Genomic DNA, 21,895 nt, shown 5'->3' on the forward strand with positions numbered 1-21,895 from the left:
TTTTATTTCAGCGTTCCATTTTTTAGCGACTGCATATACTGCGAAGGTGATTTTCCGAATTCCTTTTTAAACACGCGCGAAAAATAAGAGTGGCTCTGCAGGCCAATCCTGTCGGCCACTTCGCTTAGAGAAACATCCTCGTGCGTCATGATCTGGATGGCTTTTTTCAGGCGGATGGTTTTGATGAACTCACCTACAGACTGATCTGATATGCTTTTGATCTTTTGGTACAGCTTGGTGCGGCTGATATACAGGTTATTGCATAAAAAGTCAACGTCTAAGTCGGCATCCTGAATGTTGGCTTCAATAAGTTCCAATAGCTTGTTTATAAAATCCTTATCCTTTTCATTATGGACAAGCTCGGTGGCTTCGGTAAGGTAATCATTGGTGTATTTCAGCTTCAGCTTTTGGCCCTGGTCAAATATATTTTGAATAGTTAACAGCAGCAGATCGATACTCAAAGGTTTGGCAAAATAATAATCAGCACCAGATTCCATGCCCGCTATTTTGGCATCCAGCGCGTCCTTTGCCGAAAGTATGATGAACGGGATATGACTGGTTTCAAATTTATCTTTAATCAGCTTACAGAGTTCAATGCCGTTCATACCCGGCATCATAACGTCGCTTATGATCAAATCGGGTGTTTTATCGGCAGCTAATTCGATGGCTGCGTTCCCGTCTTCGGCCTCATGGATATAATAAAATTTCTCTAACGATTGCCGCAGGAAAGTGCGCAGTTCATGGTTATCTTCTACCAGTAAAATGTGTTTGGTTATCTTTTCAGGTAGCTGCCCGCGTTGTTCTTTATCAACCTCCATCGCGAGTATAGAAGCATCCAAAGGTTCCAGCTGAGAGCCTTTTGTGTCGCTGTTGGGCGTTATAATTTCTGCATTGGTATAATTTTCCTTGCCCCAGGGTAGTGCCACAAGAATTTGGGTGCCTTTATTGCGTTCGCTGTAAACGGAGATATCTCCCTTATGCAATTGCGTAAGACTTTTTACGAGCGCCAAACCCACGCCCGAGCCCAAATGATCTTTACTGATGCGGTAATAGCGATCAAATATATTACTGATAGAATCAGTAGAGATACCAATCCCGGTATCGGCTATCAGAAAATAGATATATGCGTTGGCGCGGTACTGGTCGTTTAGCAAATGGTACTCTGTGGCAAATGCAGGTTTAAACTCATTGCGGTTTAAAAAGATCTCCAGCGTAACCTGGCCGCCATTGTTGGTGTATTTAATGGCATTGTTAATTAAGTTGAATAGAATTTTCTCCAACACCTGCGCGTCAAATAAGTTCGATAGTTCATCATCACCGTTGGTCGTTGTATGGTCGGTTATTTTAAAACTGATGTTTTTGCTGGCAGCCAGGTTTTTAAACTCGAGGTACAAGCCATTACAAAATTGGCCAATAGCTAAGGGCTGAACCTGCAGTTTTATAGCACTATCGACTATTTTTCTGAAATTCATCAGTTCGTTAATGAGGTTTATCAGCCTTTTAACATTGCGCAGCATCAACTGGTATGGGTTGGTAAGTTCATCGTTTTTATTACCGTTGATGATGTTTTCAAGCGGCCCTAATATCAGCGTAAGCGGGGTGCGGAATTCATGCGAGATATTGGTGAAAAATTGTAGCTGCTGCTGGTGAAGTTCTTCGCGCTGTTTGTGCATTTCCTCCCTTTTATTTTCGTTAACCGCGCGGATAGCCAATTCTCGTTTCAACCTATACCAGCGGGCCTGGTAAATATAGATCCACAATAAAAAGCCGATAACAAGCGCGAAATAAATTATCTTGGCCAATGTAGATTTCCACCAGGGCGGGGTAACTGTAATGGCTATAGTTGCCTGGTTGCTGCTCCATAAGCCGTCGTTATTGGTGGCCTCAACTATAAATTGATAATTGTCATAATCAAGGTTGCTATAGGCCGCGCCAGGATTTGTACCATCGGTGTATTTCCAGGTTTTATCGTAACCGATGAGCTTGTAACGGTATTTGCATTTTAGCGGATTGGCATAGTGCATGGCGCTAAACGAGATCACAAAGTTGTTTTGCAGGTAGTTGAGTTTTAATGCCTTGCTGTAGCTAATTATTTTATCCAGGGTGTTTTCGGCAGAATCGGACTTGCCGTAAATGGGTTTTTGATTGTTGATGAGCAAATCTGTCAATACGGGATGCGCCGGAATCTGGTTCGATTTTATTTCATTGGGATAAAAATAATTAAGGCCATTAATTCCACCGAAATACAACCGTCCGTCGGCCCCCTTAAATGATGCACCTACCTTAAAGCTATTGCCTTGCAGGCCGTCGTTCTTTTCGTATCTGATTAACTTGCCTGTAACCGGGTTTAAAAATTGCAGTCCGTTTCCACCCATCCAAATATTGCCGGCATTGTCAATTTCCAAACTTTCAACATCATTAAAAATGCCCATGTTGCCGGTGTAGGCTTTTATGCTGTAAGTATCATCTTTCCGGATAATTAAGCGGTTTACACCGCCGCCTATAGTGCCAATCCAATAAGTACTATCGTTCTGTTTGCTTACCGGGTAGGTGTAGTTGGAGCTTAAAGAGTTCTTTTTTTCTGAAGCCTGGTAATCATAGGTTTTAAGGATGTTGCCATCTTTATCAATCAAAATTCGTTTTAATCCGTGGGTGCTGGATACAAACAGTTCGGGCTTTTTCTTATCGGCAAAAATAAAATAGCTTTCACCGTAGTACTTTATATTAAATACGCCTTTGTCGTCCTTGAATATTACGCCAAACCTATCCGTATGGTTACCAAACCAAATGTTGCCAAAGCAATCTTTGGTGAGCACGTCAATTACATGATTGGGGAATTTGTCGCTGCCGGGCGGGTTCCATAGTTCCTTCCGGTTTGCCTTTAAAATTTCAATACCGCGCGAGTGGCCTATCCAGAGGTTATGTTCGTTATCCAGCGTTAGTGCGGTTACGTTATCATCTTTAAGTTTTACGGCGGAGTTATGGGTATTATAAAACGTGAACTTTTGCAATTTCAGGTCATAACGGTTTAGCCCGTCGTAATTTGTACCTATCCATAAATTCTGCCCGTTTTCATCCAAAACCGACCGCACATAACTTCCTGACATTGAATTGGGATCTTCCTTATCATGCTGAAGTGTGTAAAACCTCTTTTCGTTCAAATCGCAATAGTTTACGCCACCGCCAAAAGTGCAAACCCAAAGGCATTGCGAGCGGTCGATATACATATTGTTCAACGAACTTGAATTTAAGCTGTTTGGCGAGTTTTTATTGGTAATAAGATCCGTAAGCTGCAGGCTGCTGTTTAATCGCATCAACCCCGAACCGGTATTTATCCAGTAGTTTAATTTGCTATCCTGCGCAATATGCGCTACATAAGCGTTATCGTTTAAAGTGAATTGCCTAACAACAGTGTAACTGCCCGTTGTGATTTTATTGGTTAAAAATAGCTGCCTTCCGCTGGCTATCAGTATGTTTTGTTTGTTATCTATGAAAATTTTCGACAGGTTAAGATCGGGGCATGAATCTATACGGAGGTTGGTGAGTTGGCCACCGGAACCTGGTAGCCAAACCCCCTTGTTGGTAGCCAGGTATATGTTGCCCAAACTATCCCGCGCCATTTCAGAAAAGTTTACTCCCGAAGGTATGGTGAGCTTTTGCTCGTTCACGTTGCCGCCCGTTATGCTGTAGCACCTTAATTGGTTGCCCGTTATGCCATATAAGAGATCGCCTTTTCTTATTAACCGCCAGAAAGCCGGTTCACCCTCAACGGTATAATCTATGTATTTTTCAGTTTTTGAGTCGAAACGTTGAAGGCCGCCTTCGGTACCCAGCCAAATATTGCCTTCGTCATCGGGGTAAAGGCATATAACCCTGTTCTTTTTGGCGTTATTGAGCGGTATGTTGGTGTTGTAAAACTTTTTTATGGTGTAACCGTCAAACCTGTCTAACCCAAAGTTGGTGGCAATCCATATATAGCCCAGTTTATCCTGCACCAGATCATTGGCATCGGTGTGCGAGAGGCCAACATCTACAGTAAGGTATTTGAATTTGTAGGGGTACGACTGGCAAAAAGCGGAGTTACCGGATACAGCAATGGAAAGGCTTAAAAAAATGATGATCCTTAAAAAATGGATTTTTTTCAACTCTTTATATTGACGCTTAAAACTCATTTATGATTTACTGCTCGGCCTATTAGCTATTAATAAGCTAAAGAAACGCAAAAATTGCCAATCTTGTAATACCATAGTATCGTTACCTAACTCCCAAAATGGTTTATCCTGTTGATTTAAACGGTATTGAATAAAATAATGCACTATTGTACAAAAAGAATGTACAATAATACAATTGCAATAAGCGCATATTAAGGTTATTTGTGTTGCTATATGTACCTCTTTAGCAAACAGGATCGTTTTCCCTTAATTACAACATATATAATCCAATTATTCGTTAACCATTAAATTACATCTAAATTAACATCAGCAATTTATGACCAACTTCTCTTTAAAAAGAAAAATTGTACCGCTCTTACTATTCATTGCATTTATTTGCCATACTAAAGCAGGTTTTGCCTTTCAGCAAAAAGAAACCGGACTTTCAAAAAACGATACTGCTTTTGTGCCAAAGGAAATTGAAGACCCCGAGAACATAGGCATAAACAAAGAGGCCAGCCACGCTACGCTGATGCCTTACGGCTCATTGAACGAGGCACTGGCCGGTAACAGACATGCATCTACCTTTAGCAAAAGCCTGAACGGTTTATGGAAATTTAATTGGGTAGACTGGCCGCAGAAACGCCCTGTTAATTTTTACAAAACAGATTACGATGTATCTGGCTGGAAAGATATTAAAGTGCCATCAAACTGGCAGGTAGAAGGTTACGGAACACCATACTACAGCAACTTTACCTATATTTTTCAAAAGGATTTTCCGAGGGTAATGAGCACCCCGCCTGAGAAATATACGGCGTATACCGAAAGAAACCCGGTAGGTAGCTACCGTCGCGATTTTACATTACCTGCAACCTGGAGCGGTCGTCGCATCTTCATTACTTTTGATGGGGTAGACGCCGGATTTTTCATTTGGGTGAACGGTAAAAAAGTAGGTTACAGCGTAAACAGCCGTAACGCCGCCGAGTTCGATTTGACCAAATACGTTAAGCCCGGAAAAAATACCCTGGCGGTAGAGGTTTACCGCTTTACCACCGGCAGCTATCTGGAAGATCAGGATATGTGGCGCCTGAGCGGGATCTTCAGGAATGTAACCCTTTGGAGCAGTCCGCAGGAGCATATCAGGGATTATTTTGTAAAAACCAATCTTGATAAACAATACAAGGATGCCGATGTAGCGGTATCGGCCAAAGTGAAAAACTATGGCACTGCTACAGTTAAAGCACGCGTTTTGGATATCGCTTTATACAATGGCCTGGTACCTGTACCCGGAGCCGTTACCCAAAAAGCCATCCCGGCATTAAAACCGGGTGAAGAAGTTGAAGTAAATGCCAGTTTCCACGTAAGCAACCCGCAAAAATGGACTGCCGAAACACCTAAGCTTTACACTACTGTTATCGCCATTAAAGATGGTGCCGAGGCAGTTGAAACGTTATCATCACGCACCGGTTTCAGGAATATTGAGATAAAAGGCCGGTTGTTTTTGGTTAACGGTGTGCCGATTAAATTGAAAGGTGTAAACCGTCATGAAAACTGGCCTAATGATGGCCACGCGGTTACTGAGGCACAAATGATAAGTGATATATTGCTTATAAAGCAGGCCAATTGTAACCACGTACGTACCTGCCACTATTCTGACGATCCGCGCTGGTATGAGCTGTGCGACCAATATGGTATTTACCTGGTGGCCGAAGCCAATCTGGAAAGCCACGGTGCATGGGACGAGTTTAACGAAGAGCCACGCATTAAAGCTGCTCTTATCGACAGAAACGTAGCCAACGTAGAGAATTTTAAAAACCATCCGTCGGTTATTATCTGGTCGCTTGGTAACGAGTGCGGCAGCGGCGGATCAAACTTCAGAGCTATTTTAAAGGTCATTAAAGGTATCGATTCTACAAGGCCTACGCACTACCAAGGCTTTGGCATAGGTAAAAACAACCCTGCCGATATGGACAGCGAAATGTATACCGATGTAGAAAACCTGGAAAGACACGCAAACGATGCAACCCTTACCAAGCCGTTTTACCTTTGCGAGTATGCACACGCCATGTTTAACTCCATGGGCTCGGTAGATATTTATAATGATCTGTTCGATAAATATCCGCAATTATTAGGCGGCGCTATTTGGGAGTGGCAGGATCAGGGAATATATAACAACCGCGATCCTAAACACCCTATAACTGCCTTTGGTGGCGGCTTTGGCGAGTATCCTAACGATCAATACTTTATCCATAAAGGTGTTGTGTTTTCAGATCGTTCATTAAAACCGCACTACCCCGAACTGAAACATGCTTACCAGTGGATTAGCATCCATGCTAAGGATTTGAAGAGCGGTGTGGTTAACATTAAAAACAGGTACCAGTTCATCAACCTTAATGGCTTAACCTCTAAATGGGAGGTAACTGAAAACGGTACAACTATTTCATCAGGTAATTTAGTATTGAGCGAAATTAAACCGGGCGGCGAAAAGGATGTAACAATCCCTTACCACATTACCCCTAAACCGGGTGCCGAGTATTTCTTAAGAGTTTCATTTGCGCTTTCAACGGATAAGCTTTGGGCTAAAAAGGGTTTCGAGGTTGCTTCGCAGCAATTGGAACTGCCTGTTGCTATCCCGGCTGTTAAACAACCCTTAACAGGTGGCGCGTTAACACTGGCCGACGATAAAGATGTTATTAAAGTAAAAGGTACCGGCTTTAAACTTGAGTTTGATAAAGCTAAAGGAACTTTTACTAAAATGGAAAACAGTACCGGCAATATCCTGCGCGAAAACGGTGGTCCTATGCTGCACTTATGGCGCGCACCGCACCGCAAGGATGATATGTGGGCTTATGATGATTATTGGGTTAAATATGGCCTGAGAGAAATTAAATGGGTAACCGATGCGGTAAACACCAAACAGCTTTCGGCAAATGAGGTTGAAATAAAAGTAAGCCTTACCGGTACAGGTAAAAAAGACTTTGTTGTTCATCACCAGGTTGTTTATACCATAAACAGCAATGGCGCTATTAATGCCGACAATAACGTGAGCTTTAGCGGAGATGATAAAATAGTATTTGGAAGGCTGGGCGTACGCTTGTTCCTGGATAAGGACCTTACAAAGTTTGATTACTTTGGCCGCGGCCCGATGGAAAACTATGCCGATAGGAAACAAGGCTTTGATGTAGGTCATTATTTCAGCACCGTAAATCAGCAGCTTACACCGTACGAAAAACCGATGGATTGCGGTAACCACGAGGATGTTCGCTGGGCTAATTTAAGTACAGATAAAGGCCTGGGCTTAGGCATAAAACAAGGTACAGACCTGTTCCAGGTAACCGCCCTGCCTTACAGCGACGAGGAAATGGAAAACGTAGAGTACAAAATAGACCTGCCAAAAAGCAAGGGAACTGTATTGTGCATCAGCCACAAAACGTTGGGTGTAGGCTCATGGGGCTGCGGTCCGCGCCCGTTGGAGCAGTATCGCGTTTATGCCAAACCAACAAGCTTTAACTATGTAATAAACCTGAAATAGTTTATTGTATTAAACATAGCCCCGCATATTTTGGGGGAACATCAAATAGCCATAGCAAAATTAGTTTTGCTATGGCTATTTTGCTTTGTGACCACCCATAAGTCAGATCGTCATTGGTAATAGCCACTATAGTGTAAAAAATACACCTAAAAGAAGATAGCGCGGGCAATTTTAGCCTGTATTAACTTATTTTTGCCGCAATCCGCACCATCTATTAATATATATGAAGAAAAATTTGCTGCCTTTGGCATTGGGAGGTTTAGGTATAGGTACCACCGAGTTCATGATGATGGGGCTGTTACCAGATATAGCCAAAGATTTTCACATCACCATACCCCAGGCCGGTCACTTTATTTCTGCATATGCTTTGGGTGTGGTAATAGGCGCGCCTTTGCTGGTTGCCGCCAGCAGCAGCATCGCCCCTAAAAAAATACTGTTTGTACTTATGGCCATGTTTACGGTATTTAACACCATATCTTGCTTTGCGCCAAATCCAACTATTTTATTTATAGCCCGTTTGTTCTCCGGTTTACCGCATGGTGCATTCTTTGGGGTTGGATCTGTTGTGGCCAGCAGGCTTGCCGACAAAGGTAAACAGGCGCAGGCAATCTCCATTATGTTCGCCGGACTTACGGTAGCTAACCTGCTTACTGTTCCGGTTGAAACTTATATAGGTCATCATTTTTCATGGCGATACACTTTTGGCAGCGTGGGTCTTATCGGGCTTATTACTATGCTGTCCATTTATTTTATGCTGCCTGCATTGCCGGTAAGCAGAACGGGCAATATAAAATCGGAGTTGAAAGTATTTAATCGGCTTGATCCCTGGCTTATAGTGCTCATAACCGCTATTGGTACTGGCGGGCTATTTTGCTGGATAAGTTATATATCTCCGTTGATGACAGAGGTTTCTCATTTTTCGGCGGCCACTGTGCCATACATTATGGTTGTTGCCGGTTTAGGCATGGTTGTAGGAAATATAATAGGGGGTAAGCTGGCTGATAAATTGAAGCCACTTAGCGCCTGTATGGTATTACTGGTAGCTATGGCGGCCGCCTTGTTAACTATTTATTTTGTTTCGGGTAACCAGGTAATGTCGCTTATCATGACGTTTATCTGCGGCAGCCTTTCTATCGCTATAGCTTCGCCTATACAGATCCTCATGATTCAAACCACAAAAGGGGCCGAAATGATGGGCGCATCAATAACGCAGGCCGCTTTCAATATAGGCAATGCTCTGGGTGCGTTTTTAGGAGGATTGCCAATAGCTGCAGGTCTGGGTTATACTTCGCCGGAGTTGGTTGGGGTAGCTATGGCACTTACAGGTGCGTGCTTTGCCTTCGTGCTGTTGAAACGGAATCAAAAAGCTGCTGTTCCAGTAGAGGTAGTTTTGGTTTGATGAGTATTAATAGTATCCGATAAAAATATTAAAACAGCAAAACAGGCCGGGATAGTTAAATAAGCTTTCTTGGCCTTTTCTTTTTAGCGGGGTCATTTGTGCGGTCTGTTTTAACATAGCCGACGGTTTTTGGACCACGGGAGAATGACTTAGGGGCAGGTGTTATTGCATTTTCGTCCCTTATTTTTACGGATAACATACGGCCGCTTATTTCGGTACCGTCTAATTCTATAACGGCGTTTTCGGCATCCTGCAGGGTTTTCATTTCTAAAAACGCGTAACCTTTGCAGATCTTCGTTTTTTTATCTCTTACAATTTTAATGGTATCCACTTCCCCGTGAATGCTAACCAGCTTAACGAGTTCAAGTTCTGACATTTCTAAAGGAAAGCCGCCTATAAATATTTTGATCATGGGTAAATGATTTTACTGCAAATATACTCAATCAATAAAACACTATGTACTAATTATTACGAGCTGCGGTTTTTATCTGTATCATTAAAAATAAAACTTGCATTAATCGCTGATTTTTATAGTATAACAGCCGCCATAAAATCATAATATTTATTTAATTTAACGGCATATTATAATGCTTCTTTATGGCAGAAACACCGCTTATACAAATTCATAATCTTAAAAAATCATACGGTTCAAAATTAGTACTCAAAGGGCTGTCACTTGACATTTATCCCGGGCAGGTTATTGGCTACATAGGGCCAAACGGGGCGGGTAAATCAACCACGGTTAAGATCCTTACCGGGCTTATTCCCGATTTTGAAGGCGAGGTTATTGTTGATGGCATTAATATGGCCACCAATCCGCTCGAAATTAAGAAAATGATAGGCTACGTGCCCGAAAACGCCGAGATCTACGACGTGCTTACACCATTGGAATACCTTGATTTTATAGGTAAACTATATGGCATGGAAGAAGCTGTATTGCACGAAAGGGCAAAGCGGCTGCTCATGGCATTTGGCCTGGGCACCAACGGCGACGACCGCATGGATACCTTTTCCAAAGGGATGAAGCAAAAGGTGCTGCTCATTTCGGGGATAATCCATAACCCTAAGATCATCATATTAGATGAACCATTATCGGGGTTGGATGCCAACGCGGTTATTATGATAAAGGAACTCATCATGCGTTTATCGCAGGAGGGTAAAACTATTTTTTACTGCTCGCACATGATGGATGTGGTAGAGAAGGTATCTGATAGGATCTTACTTATCAATAAAGGTGAGATAATTGCCGATGGAACTTTTGAGTCGCTTAAGCAAAACCATAGTGATACGCTGGAACGCATTTTCTCAAAACTAACGGGCCGCGAAGATTCGGCTAACGAAACAGATGCTATTATTAACGCTTTCGATTAATAAAGCCTCCATTGCAGAATGAATAATATCCTTTTAATGTTCCTTTCTATGGATAAGATATTTTTACGCCTGGTATCGGCCTTTTACCCAATTTTGGCCAAAACCGGTGTTGATACCGAGCAGCTCAATGAAATATTGCGCGTAAAGCTGCTGATGGATACCCGCCGGCCAAAGGCTATGTTTGCAACGCGTAAAAGCGCGCAAAACAACAAGGGGCAGCAATCACCAATACTTATCAGTTTTTTTACCTTGCTGATGGGCTTTTTTATCGGCCTTATACTTATTGTAAGTAAAGCGCCGTACGTTGGCGAAACCTTTTACTTTATTGTATTTATGGTGCTTATGGCACTTACGCTGATCTCTGACTTTACCACGGTTTTAATTGATACCCGCGACCAGTTCATCATTCTCCCACGCCCGGTTAGCGATAGAACTATAGCCGTATCGCGGATCATGCACATCAGTATCTATGTGCTGCGTTTGGCCCTGTTACAAGGACTTCCGGCGCTCATCATTGTAGGTTTTGTTGACGGGATATGGGCGGTGCCTATATTTTTTATACAAATACTGGAAGCTACCTTCCTGAGCATATTTATGGTGAATGTTATTTATTTGCTGCTGATGAAAGTTGTGAGTCCGCAGCGTTTTAAGGATATCATCAGTTACTTTCAAATAGGATTTTCGATAATCATATTTGCTACTTATTACCTGCTGCCCCGGTTGATAGATATATCTGTTTTGGGCAATATTCAATTGCTGAGCCATTGGTGGGCATACCTGTTGCCGCCTGTATGGATAGCTGCCTTAAATGAATCGCTGATCCATGCCACCCGGGCCGATATGATAACCAGGATCCTGGCTATCGTGGGTTTCACAACACCGGCGGTGGGTTTGTGGTTTGTAGCTAAGGTATTGGCACCAGGCTTTAACAGGCGGTTATCTGTTATTGCAACATCCGATGGTAACAGCAATACAACGGGTAAGGTAAAAAAAGCAGGCAGGTTCAATTTAATAGAAAAGCTGTCAAATCTTGTTGCGTCAGATCCTGTTGAAAATGCCGGGTTCCGCATCACCTGGAAACTGGCGGCGCGTACACGCGAGTTTAAAATGAAGGTGTATCCTGCGTTTGCTTATGTACCTATCTACTTCCTGTACTTCGCGCTTAATGGCAAAGGCGATTCACTGTCTGACAGGATAGATAAACTACAGGCCGGGCATACCTATGTTTTTCTCATTTACCTGTGTACGTTTATATTATCATCCATCCTCATGAATATTTCCATGTCTGAAAAATATAAATCGGCATGGGTTTATTACGCGTTGCCAATCGGGGCTCCGGGTAAGATTCTTTCGGGTATGTATAAAGCCATTATTGTACTTTATTTTTTACCTTATTGCCTGGTGCTGAGTATCGGAATTATTGCCATATGGGGCCCAGCGGCCATAAACGACCTTATCCTGGCATTTTTAATAAGCCTTATTTACGGTATTTTAATGGCCCTGTTCATGGTTAAGGGTTTACCTTTCTCCAACCCGGTTGTAGTGAAACAAGGTGGGGGTAAAATGATCACCTCGCTCATGATCCTGTTATTTATAGGGGGTATTGGCTTTGGGCATTACTTTTTAATGCGCTGGGAAAATGTGGTTTGGATATGTATAATACCTGCGTTGTTAATTAACTGGGTAATGTTCAGGTATTACAAAAGGCAAACGTGGGATAATATTGAGCTGTCTGAAATTTAAGCAGTTATTAATAGCTATTGGCGAAGTGCTTTTTTATTTACAGGTTCTTTTAAGAAATACAACTGTTAGAGTGATAATAACGTAAAAGGAGAACACTTATTCCTAAAAGTTCTGCTTTCGTTAATCCAATCCTAACTATGATCATCAAGGGCCTGCGTTTATCACTTTTATTTAGTTTATCTGTTTTGGCGGCTTGCGGGCAAGATACTCGTCGCAGAGAACTGGTTATTGTGAAGGATAGCCTGGCAATAAAGCATTACGCGGATAAAAGTAAAGCGTACCAGCAGAATTTCCCCGATTCGGCTTTGAGCTATGCAGATCAGGGACTGAAACTGTCAAGAAAGTTGAAATACCGGCATGGCGAAGGAATTATGCTGGATAGGTTGGCCGACATTAACGCAAGATATGGCAATCTGGGGCTGGCCATCAAGTACAGGCAGGAGGCGCTAACTATTTTTAAAACGCTCAATGATGCTGCCAGTGTTGCAGACACCCGCTCAGGTTTAGGGATTCTCGTTGCCCGCAAGGGCGACCGCATAACTGGCAATACGCTTCTTAGGCAAACCCTTGCATTTTACCGTACGCGCAAAGACACTGCGGGCATTATCCTTTCAGAAACACGTTTAGGAGAGGTGCAGGAGTTAGTTGGTAACCACAAACAAGCCTTAGTTTGGTATACCGAAGCGGAGCAATTACAGGAAGGAAGGCCGCTAACCGACGATTATTTAGGCTTGATCAGTAGTATAGGCAAACTACATACCCGGCACGGCAATCATAACCAGGCCATTGCCTATTATGAAAAAGGAATCAGCAAAAGCAGTTCCGGGCGGTATGTTAAATCCCATATAGCCTTTTTACATCAGGCCGGTAAGGCCGCCGACTCGCTTGGCGATAAGGCTAAGGCATTAGATTACCATCGCCGCGGCTTACAAAAGGCCCGGGAAAATGGGTTGCAGGAAGAGGAGGCACGCTCCCTTATGGCAATAGCGGGTACTCTGAAAAATGAAGACGCTACGCAAAGTATCACACACCTGAAAAATGCGCTGGCTATTTCACGTAACATCGGGGAGAAACAGCTATCCGCAGAAATTTACCATAGTCTTTCAGATATTTATCGTCAGCAAGCTCGCTATGAAGAAGCGTTGCAGGCATTGGAGGCTCACCACCGCTTGCTTGATAGTTTGCAGGAAGCCAACGAGGGGCATAAGTTGGCGGTGTTGCAGGGCAGCTATGAACTGGCCGAATCGCGTTTACATATAGAATCGCTGGAGCTTATCAATCGCCAGAGAACAGATCAGCGCAATGAGGGCTTAATAGCAGCCATAGCCGTTTTGCTTATCCTGTTGGTGCTTACCTTTTATTTCTACAAAACAAAGCGGCTCAACCAGCAATTGCAATCTTCCAATCTTATAAAAGATAAGTTATTCTCTATTATTGGTCATGATCTGCGTAATCCGATAGGGGGGATAACCCAGTTACTCGCTTTGATGGAAGAAGGCGGTCTGTCTGAAAATGAAATGTATGAGCTGGTAACCGAAATGAAAAAGCAGGGTAATGTTACACTCGAAATTTTAAACGCACTACTTAACTGGGGCGAGGCACAGCTTAAAGGCATACACATTAAACCGGTTAACTTTAATGCTAAAGACAGTATCCTGAAAAATATGGCCGCACTGCAGCAACAGGCGGCAGATAAATCTATCCAAATTCATGACCACTCGGCAGCGCAGCTGGAAGTGTTTGGCGATGTTAACCATTTCGATTTTATTATCCGTAACCTGTTATCTAACGCTATCAAATTCAGCAGGCCTTTGGGGCAGGTGGAAATTAGTGCCGAAATACAGGCAGGGGCAAATCAGCTAACTTTTGCCATAAAGGATTATGGCAAAGGCATCAGCCCCGAACAGCAGGCGTTATTCTTAAAATCGAACCTTGATATTTCTTACGGTACAAAAGGCGAAAAAGGGACAGGTATCGGACTCATGCTCTCCAAAGAGTTTATTACTGCTAATCACGGCCGTATTTGGTTAGATAGCAAGGTGGGTGAGGGAACGGTTTTTTACTTCACTTTTCCGCAGGTAAAAAAGTAATTTTAAAGAAACTCAGTAAAAATCATAGTCTGTTATACGAATATCAAAAAGTAGTATCTTTGCCGTTATGGTTAAGTTATTTATAGTAGGTATCCCAAGGGACATGGACGAGATAGAATTACTCGAAATGTTTATCATACATGGTCAGGTAGACCAGGTAAAGATCATTACCGATATAAATACAGGCGAAAGTAAAGGCTATGGATTTGTAGATATGACCGATCAGCCGGGAGCCGACAGGGCAATTGCGGCACTTGACGGATCGGAGATAGACGACAGGCAAATAAGCGTACGAATAGCAGAAGACAAAAGGCCGGCCCCTCCGGCCCCAAAAGTTTTTAAAGTTGATCCTACAGAACGTAAAAAAAGGCCCAGAAAACGTTTCTGAATTATGCCGTTTGGTGATCAAACATCAAACCCTTTAGCACATTTATTTAAATAGCATTACCTTCTCTGTATTGGTAAGTCAATATTGCCTTTTGGGCTAATAAGTGGCATATAATGATTTTTTTAATTGTAATAATTTAATAACAAGTTACAGTTTTGCATCATTTTGCTTATGTTTACTGCACGTAATAACTACACTAAAACAATTTAGATAATAGATATTTCGTATTTCTTCGTAGTAGAATTAATTAAACCTTAGTTATAAACTTAAAGCCAATGCAACAACAAAAATAGTACACTCTATAGTTTAGGGTTGTGCACTCCTGTGTTCTGCCGTGTGGTATCAGCTGCACCTTCAGAAAGCTAATTAACCTTTCCAACAATTATTTTTTATATAGATTATGCAAAACAAATACTTTTTAAAGTTCCTATGTCTGCAGGTGTTTTTAATAAATACTGCAGTGGTTTTCCAGGGTCATGCCCAGGCACCGGCATCCGGTCAAATTTCGCTGAATGATCTTTCAGCATTTAAAACACCATCGGCCAATTGGTCAATTGCAGGTTCAGTAGTTGCCGATTTTAACAAGGTAAATACCATCAGCAAAAAAGACGGTCAGGGTATCTTGGTTAACATTCCCGGCAAAAGCAAAAACGAAGATCTGTTTACCAATTTTGAACACGGCGATCTTGACCTGAACTTTGATTTTATCATGCCGAAAGAATCTAACTCGGGCGTATACCTGCAAGGCCGTTATGAAATTCAACTACTTGACAGCTGGGGTAAAGATAACGTAACCAACAGCGATCTGGGCGCGGTTTACCAGCGCTGGGACGAAAGCCGCTCCAATGGTCAGTTTGGTTATGATGGTGTGGCGCCACGCTTAAATGTGAGCCGTGCCCCCGGATTATGGCAACACCTGCATATTTTATTCAACGCACCAAAGTTTGACGCCGCCGGTAAAAAAACAGCCAACGCCCGTGTAGTAAAGATTGAACTGAACGGTGTTACCATTATTGAAAATGCTGATTTGCAAGGCCCAACACGCGGATCGGCATTTGCAGAAGAAGCTGCAAGTGGTCCGCTCAGGATCCAGGGCGATCATGGTGCCGTAGCTATAAAAAATATCAATTATAAAACCAGTGTTAACCCCGCAATTGTCGATGGTTCAAAACGCGTATGGGATGAAAACGATAAGCCCGTTACTGTTGATGTAAAAGGCGAGCCTGTGGTATTCCGCAGCTTTGTTGATATCCCGGGTAAAAGGGTTACCCACTCTGCCAGCATTGGTTATCCGCATAACATAAGCTATGGTTATGATCTGGACAATGGCGCTATTTACCAGGTTTGGAAAGGCGGTTTCCTTGATGCTTCGCCAATGTGGTTATCACGCGGCGATGGTAACGCAAGGCCTATTGGCAGCGTTATCAATTTAAGCGATGCATCATCACTTGCTATTTTAAATACTACTACCGAATCATGGCCAGATACGCTTGCCGATCTTGTTTATCGCCCTAAAGGCTACGAGCTTGATGAGCAGGGTTACCCAACCTTTAAATACATTTTTAACGGTATTCATGTAAATGATAAAACTACCGCTAACGAAGGCAAATCATTAACCCGTAACATCAGTGTTGATGGTCCTGCGCCAAAAAACCTGTATGCCCGTGCAGCTGTCGGAAGTGATATTACCGAAGTAGGCGATGGCTTGTACAGCGTAAATAACTTTGAATATTATGTACAGTTTGATAAAGGCACCAAGCCTGTATTACGTACAACTTCAAAAGGTAAGGAGTTACTGTTACCGGTAAAAAATACCGATAAAGGTACCTCTGTTCAATATTCACTGATCTGGTAACCCCGTTAAAAAAGACATTAAAATTTATCAAATGAAAGCTATTATTAAAAATATATTAATGACTTTTTCTGTGACCGCGGCTGTGGGTATTGCCACAACGTTTGCGCAAGACAAGTCTGCAAATCCTGTTCCTACAGAAAATGATTTTTACCACATTGTTACCCTGCCCGTACCCGAAGGTGTTGAGCTTGAGGTAGGTGGTTTAACCTTATTGCCCGATGGCAGCATTGGCGCATCAACCCGTCGTGGTGATATATATATCATCCAAAACCCGTACCAACTTGATGGCAGCCTGCCTTACTACAAAAAGTTTGCATCGGGCCTGCATGAAGTATTGGGTTTGGCTTACAAAGACGGCGCGTTCTATTGCGTGCAGCGCGGCGAGCTTACCAAACTTATTGACAAGAACGGCGATGGCAAGGCAGATGTTTACGAAACTGTTTACGCCTGGCCAATCTCCGGTAATTATCATGAGTATTCTTATGGCCCCGTTATTATGCCTAATGGCAACATGATGGTTAACCTTAACGTAGGTTTTGATAACGAATGGTGGAGAGGTAAAAGCCTGGTTAAATGGAGAGCATGGACCCTGGAGATAACCCCTGATGGCACAATGACCCCTTATGCTACAGGTTTACGCTCACCAGCCGGACAAGGACTTATTGATGGTGATTATTTTTACAGCGAAAACCAGGGCGATTGGGTTGGATCTGGCTATATCATGCAATTAAACAAAGGCGATTTTGCTATGCACCCTGCCGGTTTACGCTGGGCTGCCGATCCTTTATCGCCGGTAAAAGTACGTACCGAAGATATTTACTCACGCGTTAATCCACGTTTTAACGATCCGGAAGGAAAGATTGAAGACAGGGATCCAAAACGTCCGTACAAAACATTATTTGAAGTTGCTGCCGAAGTTAAAGGCATGAAATTGCCTGCAGTTTATTTACCGCACTCGGTATTAGGAACTTCAACCTCATCAATGGTACAAATACCTAAGGATGATAAGTTTGGTCCGTTTGCAGGGCAGGTTATTATTGGCGATCAGGGTCAGAGCCGTTTAAATCGTATCTTCCTTGAAAAAGTTAAGGGCGAATACCAGGGCGCAGCATTCACCTTCCGTGAAGGTTTTGAATCGGGCGTATTAAGATTAGCCTGGGGTGCCGATGGTTCACTATTTGTAGGACAAACAAACCGTGGCTGGGGTTCAAAAGGTCAGAAATTATACGGATTGGAAAGGGTTGTTTGGGCTAAAAAAACACCGTTCGAAATGAAAGCCGTTAGAGCAATGGCCGATGGTTTTGAAATTGAATTTACCCAGCCTGTAAACAAAAAAGCAGCTGCAGATCCGGATGCTTATAACGTAACAGGCTTTACCTACAAATACCATCCTGTATATGGCAGTAACACCATCAGGGAGAAAATTCATGTGGTAAACGCGGCGGTAGTATCTGAAGATGGTTTAAAAGTACGTTTGGTGATTGACAGCCTGCGCGAAAAATACATTCACGAAATACGTGTTGATGATAAGGTTACTTCTGTTGAAGGCAATACCCCGTTATTACACCCCGTGGCTTATTACACGCTCAACAATATTCCCGAAGGCGACAAGCTTAACGTACCAAAAAGGAAACCAAAGCCGGTTCATGACATGAGCGGTATGGATATGACAATGGTTAAACCCGCCGCCGAATCAAAAGCCAAAGCAGCTACAGTTGCAGGCGTTGCACTTAAAAAGAACCAAACTACCAAACCTGCATCATGGACAACCATTGATCAAACCATTACCCTTGGTACCAAACCGGGTTTAAAATATGATAAACTGGAGCTTACTATTAAAGCGGGCAGTAAGGTTAAGCTAACCTTTACCAATAATGATGATATGCCGCATAACTTTGTAGTTGTACAACCAGGGCAGGCTGTTGCCGTAGGCGAAATGGCTATGAAATTAGGTTTGGCAAGCACAAAGCTTAGCCACATACCAAACACGCCGCTGTTGTTATTTAACACAACGCTTGTTGGTCCGGGTTCTTCACAAACCATTTACTTTGTGGCCCCAACCAAGCCGGGTAAATACACTTACGTTTGTACAGTGCCTGGTCACTTTTACGTAATGCAGGGTACTTTAACCGTGGTTAAATAGTAGTCCATTCATACTATCCCGTAATTAACGGAAGTAGAAATTCAAAATAAACAAAAAGCCCTCCCGATTTTCGGGAGGGCTTTTTGTTTGGTAAAGATTGTTATAAGATATTATTGTTTTGGCTTACCATCGCTGTCAAGCTCAACAATAGGGTAACCTAATTTTTGCAAGCCGGGAAGCGTTTTGGCTTTATCGCCAACTACCAGGATGATCATATTATCTGTATTCAGGTACTTTGAAGCCAGCTGATTGATCTCGGCAGGGGTAATGGTAGATAAGATCTTGTTCTGATCGTCAACAAAAGTAGGTTTAAGATTATACTCCTGTATACGTGAAAGAAACGCGGCCTTTTGACCATTGGTTTCGTATTTGCGGGCATCACTTTGGCCTATGGAGGTTTGGGTGAATTTCAACTCGTCGGGCGTAATGCCGTTTTGCTGATAATTGCGTATCTCCTTAATAAACTCTACAACAGAGCTATCTGTAGCAGTTGCCAGCACACCGGCCGAGGCCGTAAAATCGCCGCCGTATTTGCTGGAGTTAAAGCCCGAGCGTGCGCCATACGTCCAGCCTTTTTTCTCCCTTAAATTAAGGTTGATGTGGCTGTTGAACGCACCGCCTAATATGTAGTTGGCAATACCCAGCTTATAATAATCGCCGGTTACATCATAGTTAAGTTTATCCAGGTAACCAATGCGAATTTCTGATTGTGCGGCATTTGGAACATCTACGATATACAGTGTGGTTTTATCAAATGAATTACCGCCGGCAGGAGTAGGGATGGTTACTTTTTTATCTTTCCAGCTATTCAGGAAGGCAAGCGCGCCCCTTGCGGTACCCTCGTTAACATCGCCAACTACAACAATATTAGTTACCGATGGCGAGAAGTTGTTATCGTAATAGTCCTGTACGTCCTGTAAGGTAATAGCGGCTACGGTTTCTTCATTACCGCCTGTTGCGTAGGTGCGTACGTTATCAGTTCCGTATAGTATTTTGTTGTAAACGCTTGATGCTACGCCAGCGGGCTGCGTTTTAGCTTGTTTAAAACCTTCAATGGTTTGCTTTTTAATACGGTCAAGCGCATCCTGCGTAAACTTGGGATTGTACAGTTTTTCCTGCAACAGCGCCATCGTTTTCGGCAGGTTTTTGGTTAGCGATGATACGTCGATAGAGATTTCATCTGCACCGGCAAAAATACCTATGTTGCTGCCCAGTTTTTCCAGTTCGGAGTTAAACTGCTCGGCAGTATAATTCTTTGTTTCCTCATTCATCATACGGCCAACAATACCTGCTAAACCGGCTTTAGCCGGATTGTTAATAGCAAACATGCCGCCGCCCTTAATGGAAATTGAAATAGATACCGCCGGGATCTCCTTGTTTTCGGTACCGATAATGTGGATACCATTAGGTGTAACGGTCGACCATATTGCAGGTACCTTAATAGCCGGATTTGCACCCACACCTGGTTTTACAGCACGATCAAAGTTATCTGTTGCTTTGTGATAAGTTAAACCACCGTAACCGTAATCCGGTGCCTTGTACCCGGCTGTATTTACCGTGTAATTATCAGCAGCTACAGGTTGTACCGTGCCGCCTTTTGGCAATACGCTTAAAATAACGGCCGGTTTGTTTTTTATGTATTTGTTATATACACGTATTACATCTTCCTTGGTTACCGCGCGGATGGATGCAAGTTCTGCACCTATCTGGTTGGGGTTGCCGGTAAAAGTTTGTGCCTGCGCCAGTGCCGATACTTTGCCGCTTACGCTTGACAGGCCATTAATATAACCAGCCTCTGAGCTTGCTTTAAAGCGGATCAGGTCGTCATCGCTAACACCTTTCTGTTCAAATTCGGCTAACGACTCATCTACCAGTTTTTTTGCGTCGGCCAGTGTTTGGCCCGGGAAAGGTATAACACGGATGCCAATTTCGCCGGCCAGCTCTGTATTGGATGAGTTCATGGAAGCTTGCGCAGCCTTGCGTGTTTTTACAAAGTTTTTGTAAAATATAGAGTTTCTGCCCTGCCCAATTATACCCGCTAAGGCGTCAAGCGCAGACATATCCTTATCGTAGATCTTTACGCCCGGATAAGTAATGGAAAGCATGGGTAGCTTGGCGTAGTTATCGGTGTAAGATATGTAGCGGTCGGCAGTTAAAACGGGTGCCGGTAACGACATGTTTTTAACCTCAGGACCTCTTGGTATGCTGCCAAAATATTTACTTACCCAGGCAAGTGTTTGCTTGGCGTTTAAATCGCCGCCTATGGTTATAGTTGCGTTGTTTGGTCCGTACCATCTCAGGAAGAAGTTTTTCAGGTCGTTAACACCAACTTTATTCAATTCCTCGATGTACCCGATAGTCAGCCATGAATAAGGGTGCCCGTACGGATACAGGTTTTTAGAGGTGTATTCGCTCGCCAGACCATAGGGGCGGTTATCATAATTCTGGCCGCGTTCATTCTTTACAGTGGCACGCTGTACCTCAAATTTTTGCTGGGTAACAGCATCAAGCAAAAATCCCATCCGGTCAGATTCCAGCCAAAGCATTTTTTCAAGCTGATTGGCAGGTACGGTTTCGTAATAATTGGTACGGTCGCGGTTGGTTGAGCCGTTTAAGGTGCCACCGGCTTCAGTAATAATTTTAAAGTGGTCGCCGTTGGCAACGTGATCGCTTCCCTGGAACATCATGTGCTCAAAGAAGTGGGCAAAGCCCGATTTACCAATCTCTTCACGCGCCGAACCTACGTGGTAGGTGATGTCCACATGAACCAGAGGATCGGAATGATCTTCGGCAAGGATAACGGTTAAGCCATTCGGAAGTACATACTTCTCATAGGGAATCACCAGGTCTGAGCCTTTTCGGGTAACTTTTTCAACCAGCTTGGGCTGAATGGTGGTTTGGGCGTTTGCACAAAGCGCAGCCAAAGCCATTGAGGTAATTAAAAACGATTTTTTTAAAGATTTTATCATAGTTGATATGTTTAAATAGTATTCGTTGATGAGCATCAGGCAGCAGATTCCTGAAAGAATACTATATTAAGAATTTTATAGGCGCGGTTTAAGCTAACGCCGGGTTTTTAAATCCGTGTAACGGAATTGTGACTGATGGGCATATCCGTTAGCGGGATATTGCGATTAGACACAGGTTAAGCGCGAAACATAAAGCAGATAGTGCAGGATGCCGAATTAATGATAATAAATTAACATTGTTTAATTATAAGCCA

General features: G+C 43.0%; 11 protein-coding genes. 8 read left to right on the forward strand and 3 right to left on the reverse strand.

Translation table 11 applies throughout. The annotated features are described in order from the left end of the window. Nucleotides 1-2 precede the first annotated feature (2 nt). Entirely contained in the window at nt 3-4,145 is a 4,143-nt protein-coding gene (locus BLS59_RS00120; RefSeq protein WP_162842534.1) for a hybrid sensor histidine kinase/response regulator transcription factor, read from the reverse strand. A 343-nt stretch (nt 4,146-4,488) separates the two neighbouring features. Between BLS59_RS00120 and BLS59_RS00125 the strand changes: the two genes are divergently transcribed. Further along, the gene (locus BLS59_RS00125; RefSeq protein WP_091142190.1) at nt 4,489-7,683 is read left to right on the forward strand and encodes a glycoside hydrolase family 2 TIM barrel-domain containing protein; all 3,195 of its coding nucleotides are present in this window, start codon (nt 4,489-4,491) and stop codon (nt 7,681-7,683) included. A gap of 223 nt (nt 7,684-7,906) precedes the next feature. Continuing rightward, nucleotides 7,907-9,082, forward strand: a complete 1,176-nt coding sequence (locus BLS59_RS00130) for an MFS transporter (RefSeq protein ID WP_091142193.1) — start codon at nt 7,907-7,909, stop codon at nt 9,080-9,082. 55 nt (nt 9,083-9,137) lie between these two features. Here BLS59_RS00130 and BLS59_RS00135 read toward each other — a convergent pair whose 3' ends face one another. Further along, nucleotides 9,138-9,494, reverse strand: a complete 357-nt coding sequence (locus BLS59_RS00135; RefSeq protein ID WP_091142197.1) for an RNA recognition motif domain-containing protein — start codon at nt 9,492-9,494, stop codon at nt 9,138-9,140. A gap of 185 nt (nt 9,495-9,679) precedes the next feature. Between BLS59_RS00135 and BLS59_RS00140 the strand changes: the two genes are divergently transcribed. The 6 genes from BLS59_RS00140 to BLS59_RS00165 all read left to right on the forward strand — a co-directional run bounded on the left by BLS59_RS00140 (nt 9,680) and on the right by BLS59_RS00165 (nt 18,672). Then, the gene (locus BLS59_RS00140; protein ID WP_091142201.1) at nt 9,680-10,453 is read left to right on the forward strand and encodes an ABC transporter ATP-binding protein; all 774 of its coding nucleotides are present in this window, start codon (nt 9,680-9,682) and stop codon (nt 10,451-10,453) included. Nucleotides 10,454-10,501: 48 nt separating this feature from the next. Continuing rightward, a complete protein-coding gene (locus BLS59_RS00145; RefSeq protein ID WP_143014027.1) occupies nt 10,502-12,196 on the forward strand; it encodes a hypothetical protein in 1,695 nt (564 codons plus the stop codon). Nucleotides 12,197-12,333: 137 nt separating this feature from the next. After that, on the forward strand, nt 12,334-14,286 hold the full coding sequence (locus BLS59_RS00150) for a tetratricopeptide repeat-containing sensor histidine kinase (RefSeq protein ID WP_091142208.1): 1,953 nt from the start codon (nt 12,334-12,336) through the stop codon (nt 14,284-14,286). A gap of 67 nt (nt 14,287-14,353) precedes the next feature. Next, nucleotides 14,354-14,674, forward strand: coding sequence for an RNA recognition motif domain-containing protein (locus BLS59_RS00155; RefSeq protein WP_091142212.1), 321 nt, complete (start codon nt 14,354-14,356; stop codon nt 14,672-14,674). A 400-nt stretch (nt 14,675-15,074) separates the two neighbouring features. Further along, complete coding sequence (locus BLS59_RS00160) at nt 15,075-16,529, forward strand: 3-keto-disaccharide hydrolase (protein ID WP_091142215.1); 1,455 nt, start codon at nt 15,075-15,077, stop codon at nt 16,527-16,529. 31 nt (nt 16,530-16,560) lie between these two features. Continuing rightward, nucleotides 16,561-18,672 (forward strand): plastocyanin/azurin family copper-binding protein, encoded by a 2,112-nt coding sequence (locus BLS59_RS00165; RefSeq protein WP_091142220.1) that lies wholly within the window; start codon nt 16,561-16,563, stop codon nt 18,670-18,672. 110 nt (nt 18,673-18,782) lie between these two features. Here the strand turns inward: BLS59_RS00165 and BLS59_RS00170 are convergent, their stop codons facing one another. After that, a complete protein-coding gene (locus tag BLS59_RS00170) occupies nt 18,783-21,641 on the reverse strand; it encodes a M16 family metallopeptidase (RefSeq protein ID WP_091142223.1) in 2,859 nt (952 codons plus the stop codon). Between the last annotated feature and the right edge of the window lie 254 nt (nt 21,642-21,895).

The sequence above is a fragment of the Mucilaginibacter pineti genome (assembly GCF_900101875.1).
Lineage (GTDB): Bacteria > Bacteroidota > Bacteroidia > Sphingobacteriales > Sphingobacteriaceae > Mucilaginibacter > Mucilaginibacter pineti.